Genomic DNA, 11,269 nt, shown 5'->3' with positions numbered 1-11,269 from the left:
GGGAGATGGCGTCGCGAGCTTGGTCGCGCTCCCGCTAGGCGGGGACGAGGCCGAGCGGTTCACGAACGGCGTCCTGATCGTCACGCGGTCGGTCGCGGAGGCGTTCGAGCCGGACGACCTGGCCGCCCTCGAGACGTTCGCCGGCCAGGCGGCGCTCTCGCTCTCGCACGCCGACCTGTTCACCGACGCCCTAGAGCGCGAGCGCCTGTCCCGCGAGCTATCCCTCGCGCGCGAGGTCCAGCAGCGCCTCTTCCCCCAGTCGCTCCCCGAGATCGACGGGTTGGAGATGGCGGCGGCGGAGCGGCCCGCTCGCGAAGTCGGCGGCGACTACTACGACGCGGTCCGGCTGGGCGACCACTGTGTAGGGGTGATCGTGGCGGACGTCTCGGGCAAGGGCGCCGGGGCCGCGTTCTACATGGCCGAGCTGAAAGGCGTCTTCCAGGCCGGCAGCCGCCTGACGCGCGCGCCTGGACAACTCTTGGAGGGCGCCAACAACGCGCTCTCCCCGTCGCTCGGCCGAGGCGTGTTCGTCTCCGCCGCCTACGCCGTCCTCGATGCCGAAGCCGGCACGGTCTCCCTCGCGCGGGCCGGCCACACGCCCGCGATCCTGGTCCGAGACCGCGAGCGCGCCGATGGGGGACGGTGGTTGCTCCGCGGCGACGGGCTCGCGATCGGCTTGGACCGTCGGGGCTCGATCTTCCGTAAGACGATGGTCGAGCAGACCATCAATCTGGCGCCCGGCGACACGCTCCTGCTGTACACCGACGGGCTCGTCGAGGCCCGCGACACGGGGGGCGAGGAGTACGGCTACGAGCGGCTGGCGGCGTTCGTCGAGACGTGGGCACACACGGGCGCCCTCGAGGTCCGAGACCGCTTGCTCGCCGAGCACCGCGCGTGGTCCGGCAGCGCCGACCCCGACGACGACACCACCTTCGTCGTGCTCCACTGGTCCGGCCGCGACACCGATCCCGCTCCCGCCGACATCTCAGCAGGCCCCCCTCTCACCGAGCGCCCCGCGTTCTCCTCATGAGCCACTTTTCTGTTTCCTTCGACCGGCGCCAAGGCTCCGCGCGCGTCCTCGAGCTGCGCGGCGAACTCGACGCCCACACCGCGCCCGACTTCGAGGCCGCCCTCCAGGCCTGCCTCGAGGACGGAGACCACCGGCTCGTCGCCGACGGGTCCGCCCTCGATTACGTCTCCTCGGCGGGGCTCGGCGTGTTCATGGCCTATGTCGAGCCGAGCCGCGACGGCGGTGGCGACCTCAAGATCGCGGCTCTCCCAGAGCGCGTCTTCGAGGTCTTCGACCTGCTCGGATTCCCGACCGTCTTCGACATGCACCCCACCGTCGCCGACGCCGTCGCCGCGTTCGACCCGGCCCCGTGAGCAACGCCCGAACCCTGCGCGTCCGAAGCGACACGGCCGAACTCGGCCGCGTCCGGAAACGCGTGGCGGTTTGGGCTGAGGGTGCCGGGCTGGCCGAGCGAACGGCGCACCGCTTGCAACTCGCCGTCGACGAGACGGTCGCGAACGCCATCGAGCACGGCATCGAGGACGACCGCCGACGCGTCGTCATTCAGGGCACGCTCAGCCGTGGGCGGCTGACGATCACCGTTCGCTATCGAGGGCCACGGTTCGATCCCACCACGGCGAAGACGCAGTCCACGCGCGTCGCCCTCGAGCGCCGGGCCGAGCACGGGTACGGCCTCCACCTGATCCGCACCCTGGTCGACCAGGTCGACTACCGGCGCGACGGAAACGTCAACGAAGTTCGCCTCACGGCGCGCGGGTAACGTCCTCGAGGACGAGCCGCTTACTCTGAGGTGCGCCCTCGAGGACGAGAGCACCGAAAGACGCGTCCTCGAGGACGGCTCAGCTCAGGAGCGCGGTGAGCTGGAGCAGGTCGTAGTCGATGTCCTTTTTGCGGCTCCAGACGTTGCGCATCGGCGTCAGCTTGAGGTCGTTGTTGACGACGCCCACCATCACGCCGGCGTGGCCCTCGACGAGCGCTTCGACGGCCGCGGCGCCGAGCCTCGAGGCCAGCACGCGGTCACGGGCCGTCGGGGACCCGCCGCGCTGGATGTGGCCCAGGACCGAGACCCGCGTGTCGATCCGGTCGAACGCACGGTCTTGCGCCAACGCCTGGCGGATCCGCTGCGCCCCGCCCAGTTCGTCGCCCTCGGCCACGACCACGATCGAGGAGCGCGCTTGCGCCACCATCAGTGACAGGATCCGCTCCTTGATCGCGTCCATGTCGGTCAGCATCTCGGGGATCAGGACCAGCTCGGCGCCACCACCGATCCCGCACGCGAGGGCGATGAACCCAGTGTCGCGGCCCATGACCTCGACCAGGAACAGCCGGTCGTGCGCGTCCGCCGTGTCGCGGATCTTGTCGATCGACTCCAAGGCCGTGTTGAGCGCGGTGTCGAACCCGATCGTCTCATCCGTCCCGAACAGGTCGTTGTCGATGGTCCCGGGGCACCCGACCACGGCCACGCCGTGCTCGTTCATCAGGTGCGTCGCGCCCTGCAACGTGCCGTCCCCGCCGATGGCGACGAGCGCGTCGATGCCCGCGAGCGCGAGCTGCTTCGCGGCCTCGGCCCGTCCCTCCGGCGTGCGAAACTCCTCGCTCCGGGCGCTCTTGAGGATGGTCCCGCCCTGTTGCAGGATGTTGGACACGGACTGCCGGTCCATCTCCACGAAGTCGCCCTCGATCATGCCGGCGTAGCCGCGCTTGATCCCGATGACCTCGAGGCCTTCAGCGAGCGCGCGTCGCGCGGAGGCCCGGATGCAGGCGTTCATGCCCGGCGAGTCGCCGCCAGAGGTGAACACGCCGATGCGATGGAGGTCCATGACGATCTCGAGGGTGAACCGAGAAGCTACCGGGCGCACGGCGCCGACGGCGCCCTCGAGGACGGAGGAAATGCGAGAAGAGGCGCGGAAGAGAAGGGGTCGCCTTCGACAGCGCCCCGCTGGGGTCGGACCGCCCTCGAGGACGGACGCTCGAACCGGTTGGATAGCCCGTCAACTCTCGAGCACAAGCCGCCCTCGAGGACGATGCTACCTCGGATCGATCGGGCGCGCGACGACGATGCCGACCTGACTGCGGATGCCCTGGACGTAGTCCTCGAGGTCGTCCGAGATCTTGACGGCGTTCGACGAGAGCGACGCGTGCATAAAGCCCGTGTGCGTCTCGCCCTTGTGGACGAAGCCCGTGTGCGTCACGTCCAGGCCGCCGATGCTCGTCGCGGTCGCGATCACGTCGCCGGGCTCGAGCATGGAGTAAGCGCCCTCGATGCGCTCCTGCGGGATGTAAAACAGCTCGGCGCCAGCGAGTTGACCTTCCATGTCGATGACACACTGGTACGCCGAATCGTCCTCGAGCTGGCGGTAGGAGCTACGGTGCTCGCTCATGAACGTGATCTGCTTGTCGAAGGCCTCGCCACCGATCGAGGCCGTCACGTTCTGCACCGATCCGCGGCGCTCGTTGTCCAGGATCCAGTCGGTGAAGTAGTGGAGCCGCGAGCAGTACGCGACGTCGCCGTCGCGGTAGCGGAGCGTGCGGATGCCGTCGGCGTAGGCGTCGTAGCTCGTCTCGCCGAGCGCGATCATCCGCGCGATCGCGATCACGTTCTCGACGTAGAGCACGCAGTCGAACCCGGTCAGGTCCACGACCAACATTTCGTCGGCCGGCGCGTCCAGCATCCCGGCGACGTAGGGCCGCCCGATCAGCTGCTCGCCGACCCACTGGACGATCTCACCGTACGACCTCGACGCGACGTCCTGCGCGCTCGCGTCCTCGAGGATGGACCGGAACGTGTCGAGCGTCTCGGGATCGACCTCCGACGTGTCCGCCGACGCGTTGCTCGCCATCGCGTTCGAGACCGGCGGAGCGGCTGGCATCACCTCGGCCTCGTTGAGCGTCGTCGGCGCGTCGGCCTCGAGGGCGGCATCGGTCGCCCCGCACGAGGCGCCGAGGGCGAGAAAGCTGGATGCGATAAGAAGGCGGAGCATGGCGGAGGCGTGGATCCGTACGTCAACGCCCGAACGGCCGAGGTGTTACCGGTCCAGCGCCCACCAATCCCCTCGCACGCGGAGCGCGGCCTCGAGGTCGCGCTCGAATACAGCCCGGGGGATTTCGGTCACGCCGAATCGCTCGAGGTGCGGCGTCGTCATCTGCGTGTCGAGCATGGCGAAGCCGCCCGCTCTCAGGCGCTCGACCAGGGCGACGAGCGCCACCTTCGAGGCGTCCCGCTGACGCGAGACCATGCTCTCGCCGAAAAACGCGCCACCGAGGGCGACGCCGTAGAGACCGCCCGCGAAATCGCCGTCCCGCCAGCACTCGACGGAGTGTGCCAAGCCCATGCGGTGGAGCTCGGAGTAGGCGTGCACGACGTCTTCCGAGATCCACGTCACCTCACGTCCGGGCGCCGGCGCCGCACAGGCTCGGACGGTCCCCTCGAAGTCCCGGTTCACCTCGACCTCGAAGACGCCCCGCCGTACCGTCTTGGCCAGCGTTTTCGGAACGTGGAACTGGTCGAGCGGCAGCACAGCCCGCGGGTCCGGCGCGTACCACCCGATGGACCCATCGAGGTCGGCCATCGGGAAGATGCCGATCTGGTATCCGGTAAGCAGGAGGTCCGCCGTGAGCACGACTCAGAGAAACGGGGGGCCGCAAGATGCGACCTCGAGGCCGAACCGGCTAACAAGACATTGCCCATCGTCCTCGAGGATGGACTGAGTCACCATAAGAACAAGTCGACCTCGAGGGCGACCTGTTTAGTGTCCCGCCCCTCCAATCAACAGCGGGAGCGCCATCACCGCGATCCCGAGCAGCATCATCAGAAGCTGACCCACCGCCTTCGAGGCCGGGTAGCTGTGCCGCCGGTTGAGTTCCGGGATCAGGTCGCTCCCCGCGATGTAGAGGAACGCACCAGCCGTGATCGGTAGCAGGTAGTCGGCCAGTCCCTCGAAGCCGGCGCCCAGAACGAGTACGAGTCCCGCGCCGGCGAGGCCACCGAGCCCCGCGACGAAGTTGTAGAAGAGCGCCCGGCGCGGCGAGTACCCGCCGTAGACCAACACGCCGAAGTTGCCGATCTCTTGGGGGATCTCGTGCAACATCACCGCGATCGTCGTCACGATGCCCGTCTGGATCGACACCATGTAGGACGCCGCCACGATCGCCCCGTCGATCACGTTGTGGGCGATGGTCCCAACCAAGTTGACGAGCGCGAACGGTGCCGCGCCGGCCTCGAGGCCGTGGCCGTGGCCGTGGCCGTGCGAATGCCCTGTCGCGCCGGCCAACGCCTCCGGTGCCCCGTGCTGGTGGCGCCAGTGGAGAAACTTCTCCAGGACGAAAAACGCCAGCACGCCGGCCAAGACCAAAAGCCCCGTCTTGGGTCCGCCGCCGAGCGCTTCGTAGCTCTCGGGGATCAGATGCAGCAGCGCCCCACCCATCATCGCGCCGACCGCGAAAGAGACCAGCAGGAAGATGATCCGCTCGAGCCGGGCGCGTCCGAGAGAAAGCGTCAGGGCTCCTGCCAGCGACGCGAGTGAGATCGCGAGGACGGACAGGAGCGCGGCGACGGGTGCAGACACGTGGTAGCGGTTGGGATGTCGCGGACGCGCCCTCGAGGGCGACGCTTACGCCTACTGGTAGCCCTTGCCCTCCGACTCCGCCTTGCGCACCGCGTCCTCGTCGAGCGACACCGTCGGCTTCTCGACGCCGAGCGAGCCCGGGTCCTGCGGGCCGCGGTTCACGCCTGGGGGCTGCTGCTCGGAAAGGTCGTCGTCGCTGCCGGGCCGGTTTCCGAGCCCCACTTTGTCCTCGACGTAGTCGGGGCGCTCGTCGCGCAAGTGGAGGGGGTCTTTCTTGGTCGAGAGGTCAGCCATGAGTCCGTAGAGAGATGGGGCGGGTGTACGGCCCTCTCCGGTGCGGGGTCCTTACGAGCGGACGAACGAGAGCGGATAGTCGGCCTCGATGTCGCCGCGAGCGATCGCGTTGAGGCGGCGCTTCAGCAGGCGACGGCGGAGCGGCGACAGGTGATCGAGATAGAGGACACCGTCGAGGTGGTCGCCCTCGTGCTGGATCACGCGCGACAGCGGCCCGTCGGCCACCATCTCCTGAGCCTGGAAGTGGCGGTCGAGGAAGCGGACCTTCAGCGCGTCGGGCCGCCACACGGTCTCGCGCAGCTCCGGGATCGACAAGCACCCTTCCTCCACGTCGACCTCCGGGGACTCCTCATCGAGGACGATCTCCGGGTTGATAAACACCAGCGGCTTGGTCGCATACTCCGGCACGACGCCGTCTTCGTCGGCCAGGTCCTCGGCGTACGACGTCAGGTCGGCGACGAACAACCGCAGGCTCTTTCCGATCTGGGGAGCGGCAAGTCCGGCGCCATGCGCCTCGTGCATCGTCTCGATCATGTCGTCGATCAGCGTCTGCAACTCCGGGCTGTCGCCCTCGACCTCGAGGGCGGGCTCTCGCAGGACAGGCTGCCCAAAGGCATAAATCGGCAGGATCACGGTCGCTAGGTCTGAGGCTCGGCAAGTCTACGCGTCGGATCGCGCCGTGAGCCCTCGAGGACGCGCCTCGCGCACCTCTTCACCCGACTTCCCCTTGCTCGTCCAGCCAGTCCTGAAGGATCACACAGGCCGCCGCTGCATCGAGCGTGCCCTTCTCGCGCCGACGCCCCTGAGGAACACCGGCCTCGACGAGGTCTTCCATAGCGCGTGTTGAGGAGTCCCGTTCGTCCTGGAACACGACCTGGACGCCCGCCGCCTTTTTGAGCCGGCCGACGAACGGCCGGACTCGCTTGACGGCCTCGCCCTCGCTTCCGTCCTCGAGGAGCGGCAGTCCAACGACGACGAGCGAGACCCCCTCCTCTCGCACCATCCGGGCCAGAACCTCGAGGGCGTCGCCAGGCGCGTAGGTGCCGACGGGTCTCGCGAACAGACGGAGCGGGTCCGCGAGCGCGATCCCGACGCGGCGAGAGCCGTAGTCGACACCTGCGATGCGTGAGCTCGTCGTAGCCATCGGGCCAACCTAGTGCACCGGTCCTACCGCGTAGCGGGATGGACCGCCGTGCGCCGCCCTCGAGGACGGCTACGCTGCGCGTGAGCGTTGCGACGGGTGATCCGCACTGCCCTCGGGGATGTCGTAGCCGAGCTCTTCGAGCGGCTGCTGAAGCGCCTCACGGAGCCGCTTGCCCGCCTTAAAGTGAGTCTTGCGGCGAGCCGGAATGAATACCGTCTCGTTCGTCTTGGGGTTGCGAGCCTTCGGTTTCGCCTTGGTCTTCTTGACTTCGAAGACACCAAAGTCTCGTAGCTCGATGCGGACCTCGGGGTCTGCCGATGTCATCAAGTCGCGGAGTGCTTCGATGGTCGCCTGGACCCATGGTTCGCACTTGTAGAGCGGTTCTCCGATCTCTGCGGAGACGCGTCGGGCGACGTCTTTTTTGGTGAGCGTTGGAACGCGGTCGGTCTGGGAGTCCATCAGGTGTATGGTGGGATGAGCCCGGCACGTGCACATATGGTGCCACCGGGGGCCAGGCCGAGCGTCAGGACGGGCTGACCCCGCACGAGCAAGGCCCTCCGACGTCGGATGTTGCACAAACATAAGCCCTCAGGCCACCTCCGCAAACCCCATCCCCTTCACGGACCGGGAGAGCTCCGAGCGGTGCGCAGCCTTTGCACACATAGGTTCAACGGTGCACAGGCTCAGTCGTCTCGGTAGACGCCGTAGATCCCGTCCAACCGACCTAACCGTTTCATGATACGACGGAGCTGCTTCACGTCGCTGACATAGAGAACGATCGTCCCCTCGAACATTCCGTCTTCACTCGTCACGGTCAGCGAGCGGATGTTCGTCTTCAAACTCTTGGAGATGACCGCCGTCATATCACTCACGATCCCGACCCGGTCCTCACCCACGATCCGTAGCGTCGACGAGAACTGCACGTCCTTCTGACGGCTCCATTCAACGGGCACGACTCGCTCCGCATGGTCGACGAACAAGTGCGGCGCGTTCTTGCACGATCGCCGATGGATCTTGACGACGCCCGTCCTCGATAGGAACCCGAATACGTTGTCGCCCGGGATGGGGCCACAGCAGGCGGCGTACTCGAGGGCGAGGTCGGTGTGGTGCTCGCCCTCGATGACGAGCGCCGTCCGGCCGCCGGCCCGCTCACGGGCCAGGTCGCGAGACTCGAGGGCGGCCTCCTCGACCTCGAGGAGCGCAGGCGACACGTTGGCTGGGACCTCCGGCTCGGGTTCTGTCGGGAGTCCCTTCTTCAGAGCCGCGACAAAGTCGGCAGGGTCGAACAGGCCGGTGCCGACCTCGAAGAACAACTGCTGCGCCGACGGAAACCGGAGCTTGCTGGCTGTCTTGTTGATCTCCTGCTCGTCGGGCGCCAGCTTGGCCCGAGCCAGCTTCTTGTCGAGCAGCTCTCGTCCGTGCGCAACGGCCTTCCGGCGCCGCTCGTTGACCCAGTGGCGGATGCGGCTCTGCGCCTTGTGCGTCACCACGAAGCCGGCCCAGTCGGGGTTCGGCGACTGCCGCTTCGAGGTCAGAATCTCGACCTGCTCGCCGGACTGCAACCGGTACGACAGCGGGACCATCTTTCCATCCGCCTTGGCCCCGATGCAGTGAAACCCGACTTCGGAGTGGATCTGGAAGGCGAAGTCGACCGGTGTAGCGCCACGCGGCAACGTGACCAGGTCGCCGCCAGGCGTAAAGACGTAGATCTCCTCGTCGTACAGGTTGAGTTGGAACTCACGGACGAACTCGCCGGCGTCATCAGGCCGAGGGTTCTCGAGCAGGTCTCGGACCCATGCAAACGTCTCGTCCAGCCTCGAGTCGCGCGCGCCCGCTGGCATCGCTCCATCTCCCCCACCCTCCTTATACATCCAGTGCGCCGCGACGCCGCGCTCCGCGATCGCGTGCATTTCGGCCGTCCGGATCTGGATCTCGACCGCGCGCCCGTCCGGTCCCATCACGGTCGTGTGCAAGCTCTGGTAGCCGTTCGACTTCGGCTTCGAGATGAAGTCGCGGAAGCGTCCATCGACGGGCGGATAGAGCGCTGTCAACATCGAGTACGCGCGCCAGCAGTCCTCGCGTCCCTGCTTACCGGTACTGTCCAGGATGACGCGGATCGCGAACAGGTCGTAGACCTCATCGAGGCCGACGCCCTGGCGCCGCATCTTCTGCCAGATCGAGTGGATGCTCTTCGGGCGTCCGTAGATCTCGAATGCGAACCCGGCGTCCTCGAGTTCGGCGCGGACGGGGCCGATAAACTTCTCGACGTAGCGCTCGCGCTGTCGCCGTTTGGCGTTGAGGCCCGTCGCGATCTCTTGGAACGCCTGGGGCTCGAGGTACTTGAGCGACAGGTCCTCGAGCTCGGTTTTGACCTCGTGGAGCCCGAACCGGTGCGCGAGCGGAGCGAACAAGTCCTTCGTCTCGGCCGCAATTCGGAGCTGCTTGCCCTCTGGCATGGCGCCGAGAGTTCGCATGTTGTGCAACCGGTCGGCGAACTTGACCAGGATCACCCGGACATCGCTTGCCATCGAGAGCATCAGCTTGCGAACGTTCTCGGCGCGGCCGAGCGCCCGGCTCTCGAACACGCTTCCGATCTTGGTCACGCCATCGGTGATCCGGGCTACTTCCTCTCCAAACTCGCTCCGCAGCAGATCAAGCGACAAGTCCGTGTCTTCGACGGTGTCGTGCAACAACGCCGCCGCGACCGTCACGTCGTCCATGCGGATGTCTTTGGCCGCGATGAGCGCGACCTCGAGGGGGTGCGAGATGTAGAGCTCGCCGGACGCCCGGCGGTCGTCGCGATGCGCCCAATAGGCGACGCGGAACGCGCGCCGGATCAGCGCCTCGTCGACCGACGGCAGGTTCCGTTCGCAGTGCTCCAACAGGACGCGGAGCCGCCGCTCGTACTCCGGCACGACGACCAGGTCGTCGAGGTGTTGGTTGAGAGTGGCAGAGGCGGAGATCATCGAGGTCGGCACCCCAGACCAACGCCTGAGCTACGGGTGTTCTGACTCAAGGTATGTCCCGCCCGTCAGCTCCTCATCACCATCCGACCTCGAGGGCCGAGGCGTAGAGCGTCGTGCGACCGACCTCGAGATCGCAATCCATGTAGAGTAGCCTCGCGCGGTGTTCACACCGACTCCGATGCGGATGTGTCGTCCTCGAGGACGCACCGCATCGAGGACGAACGCAAGCGGGGTCCTACCCAAAGGCAGGACCCCGCAACGTCTACAGAGCCGATTGACCGTGTTAGCGGATCGCTACGCAGACCTATCGGTTGTCGTGGCTCCGTCCCAGGTTCTCCGCGTCGGCGCCCGGTCCGGGCTCTCCCGTCTCGGTTGCCGCACCTTGCGATGCGTCGGGATGATCGTCGCCGTGAGGCGGGACCTCGACAGCGCCCTGACCGTCCGGCGTCGTGGCGTCGGAGCCCTCACTGTCAGCCGGCGTCGCGGCCTGCGGGTTGGGTCCGTCCTCGAGGACGGCATCCGGCGTGGCCTCCAAGACGGCGGTCTCCTCGGGAGCGTCCTCGAGGGGCGTGTCTGCAGCTGCAGCCGAGACGGTCGGAGCCGTGTTGTTGCCTTTCTTGCGCGAGCGCGACCGACGGGTCTTGCGCTTCGTGCTCGTCGAGCCGTCCGGCTTGACGTCGTTGAAGTCGACCAACTCGACGATCGCCATCTCGGCCGCGTCGCCGGCACGCTGGCCGAGCTTCACGATCCGCGTGTAGCCACCGGGACGGTCCCCGACAGCCTCCGCGATCTCGCCATAGAGCCGCTTGACGGACTCCTTGTCGTTCAGCTTGCGGAAGGCCTGCCGACGGCTGTGCGTCGAGTCGTCCTTGGCGTGCGTGATGACGGGCTCGACGAACCGGCGGAGCGCCTTGGCCTTGCCGAACGTGGTCGTGATCCGCTTGTGCTCCAGGAGCGCGGCCGACATCGACTGGAGGGTCGCCTTCCGGTGGGAGGCGTTCCGGCCGATCTTCAAGATCTTCTTTCCGTGTTTCATGACTGTATTGAGTGTTGAGCTCGGAGTCTGGAGCCCGGCCGCCCTCGAGGGCGGCCGCAGCTCGAACTCAAAACTCTAGGCCATCTCCCCGTAGCGCTCGACGTCCATCCCGAAGCGCAGACCGCGCTCGTCGAGGACCTGTACGAGCTCCAAGAGCGACTTGCGGCCGAAGTTGCGGAACTTGAGCATCTCGCTCTCCTCGCGGCGCACCAAATCCCCGATCGTCTTGATCGA

13 protein-coding genes and 1 pseudogene are annotated in these 11,269 nt (G+C 67.1%); 3 read left to right on the top strand and 11 right to left on the bottom strand.

Going from position 1 to position 11,269, the window contains the following annotated elements:
* The 3 genes from WBA11_RS06015 to WBA11_RS06005 form a co-directional block, all read left to right on the top strand.
* The coding region (locus WBA11_RS06015; RefSeq protein WP_424519802.1) for a PP2C family protein-serine/threonine phosphatase at window positions 1–1,030 on the top strand (1,030 nt) is incomplete at its 5' end.
* Window positions 1,027–1,383: an STAS domain-containing protein gene (locus WBA11_RS06010; RefSeq protein WP_424519801.1), complete on the top strand. Its 357-nt coding sequence runs from the start codon at window positions 1,027–1,029 to the stop codon at window positions 1,381–1,383. The genes WBA11_RS06015 and WBA11_RS06010, both read left to right, overlap by 4 nt.
* Entirely contained in the window at window positions 1,380–1,790 is a 411-nt protein-coding gene (locus tag WBA11_RS06005; protein ID WP_424519800.1) for an ATP-binding protein, read from the top strand. Before WBA11_RS06010 ends, WBA11_RS06005 begins: the two co-directional genes overlap by 4 nt.
* A 79-nt stretch (window positions 1,791–1,869) precedes the next feature.
* Here WBA11_RS06005 and pfkA read toward each other — a convergent pair whose 3' ends face one another.
* The 11 genes and pseudogenes from pfkA to WBA11_RS05950 all read right to left on the bottom strand — a co-directional run.
* Window positions 1,870–2,850 (bottom strand): 6-phosphofructokinase, encoded by a 981-nt coding sequence (gene pfkA, locus WBA11_RS06000; protein WP_424519804.1) that lies wholly within the window; start codon window positions 2,848–2,850, stop codon window positions 1,870–1,872.
* Window positions 2,851–3,057: 207 nt separating this feature from the next.
* The gene (locus tag WBA11_RS05995; RefSeq protein ID WP_424519799.1) at window positions 3,058–4,011 is read right to left on the bottom strand and encodes an N-acetylmuramoyl-L-alanine amidase-like domain-containing protein; all 954 of its coding nucleotides are present in this window, start codon (window positions 4,009–4,011) and stop codon (window positions 3,058–3,060) included.
* A 45-nt stretch (window positions 4,012–4,056) separates the two neighbouring features.
* Window positions 4,057–4,650 (bottom strand): leucyl/phenylalanyl-tRNA--protein transferase, encoded by a 594-nt coding sequence (aat, locus tag WBA11_RS05990; RefSeq protein WP_424519798.1) that lies wholly within the window; start codon window positions 4,648–4,650, stop codon window positions 4,057–4,059.
* A 126-nt stretch (window positions 4,651–4,776) separates the two neighbouring features.
* Entirely contained in the window at window positions 4,777–5,595 is an 819-nt protein-coding gene (locus WBA11_RS05985; protein WP_424519797.1) for a ZIP family metal transporter, read from the bottom strand.
* 51 nt (window positions 5,596–5,646) lie between these two features.
* Window positions 5,647–5,889, bottom strand: a complete 243-nt coding sequence (locus WBA11_RS05980) for a hypothetical protein (protein WP_424519796.1) — start codon at window positions 5,887–5,889, stop codon at window positions 5,647–5,649.
* 51 nt (window positions 5,890–5,940) lie between these two features.
* Window positions 5,941–6,522, bottom strand: a complete 582-nt coding sequence (def, locus tag WBA11_RS05975; protein WP_424519795.1) for a peptide deformylase — start codon at window positions 6,520–6,522, stop codon at window positions 5,941–5,943.
* A gap of 79 nt (window positions 6,523–6,601) precedes the next feature.
* On the bottom strand, window positions 6,602–7,033 hold the full coding sequence (ruvX, locus tag WBA11_RS05970) for a Holliday junction resolvase RuvX (protein WP_424519794.1): 432 nt from the start codon (window positions 7,031–7,033) through the stop codon (window positions 6,602–6,604).
* A gap of 69 nt (window positions 7,034–7,102) precedes the next feature.
* On the bottom strand, window positions 7,103–7,492 hold the full coding sequence (locus WBA11_RS05965; protein WP_424519793.1) for an HU family DNA-binding protein: 390 nt from the start codon (window positions 7,490–7,492) through the stop codon (window positions 7,103–7,105).
* A gap of 224 nt (window positions 7,493–7,716) precedes the next feature.
* Window positions 7,717–9,999: a RelA/SpoT family protein gene (locus tag WBA11_RS05960; protein WP_424519792.1), complete on the bottom strand. Its 2,283-nt coding sequence runs from the start codon at window positions 9,997–9,999 to the stop codon at window positions 7,717–7,719.
* Between the two features lie 463 nt (window positions 10,000–10,462).
* A pseudogene (gene rplQ / locus WBA11_RS05955) lies at window positions 10,463–11,035 on the bottom strand (50S ribosomal protein L17); the annotation flags it as partial.
* A 75-nt stretch (window positions 11,036–11,110) separates the two neighbouring features.
* Window positions 11,111–11,269: DNA-directed RNA polymerase subunit alpha C-terminal domain-containing protein (locus WBA11_RS05950; RefSeq protein WP_424519803.1), on the bottom strand; the 159-nt coding region annotated here is incomplete at its 5' end.

Origin of the sequence: Rubrivirga sp., assembly GCF_049648075.1 — a bacterium.
Taxonomy (GTDB): Bacteria; Bacteroidota; Rhodothermia; order Rhodothermales; family Rubricoccaceae; genus Rubrivirga.
Note: the sequence above shows the minus strand (reverse complement) of the source record. Positions and strands in the feature narration are given on the sequence as shown.

What these genes read in the sequence shown, in the direction of transcription:
- WBA11_RS05965 (WP_424519793.1), bottom strand. Translation starts at nt 7,492, where the DNA reads ATGGACTCCCAGACCGACCGCGTTCCAACGCTCACCAAAAAAGACGTC.
- WBA11_RS05995 (WP_424519799.1), bottom strand. Translation starts at nt 4,011, where the DNA reads ATGCTCCGCCTTCTTATCGCATCCAGCTTTCTCGCCCTCGGCGCCTCG.
- pfkA (WP_424519804.1), bottom strand. Translation starts at nt 2,850, where the DNA reads ATGGACCTCCATCGCATCGGCGTGTTCACCTCTGGCGGCGACTCGCCG.
- WBA11_RS05980 (WP_424519796.1), bottom strand. Translation starts at nt 5,889, where the DNA reads ATGGCTGACCTCTCGACCAAGAAAGACCCCCTCCACTTGCGCGACGAG.
- WBA11_RS06010 (WP_424519801.1), top strand. Translation starts at nt 1,027, where the DNA reads ATGAGCCACTTTTCTGTTTCCTTCGACCGGCGCCAAGGCTCCGCGCGC.
- ruvX (WP_424519794.1), bottom strand. Translation starts at nt 7,033, where the DNA reads ATGGCTACGACGAGCTCACGCATCGCAGGTGTCGACTACGGCTCTCGC.
- WBA11_RS05960 (WP_424519792.1), bottom strand. Translation starts at nt 9,999, where the DNA reads ATGATCTCCGCCTCTGCCACTCTCAACCAACACCTCGACGACCTGGTC.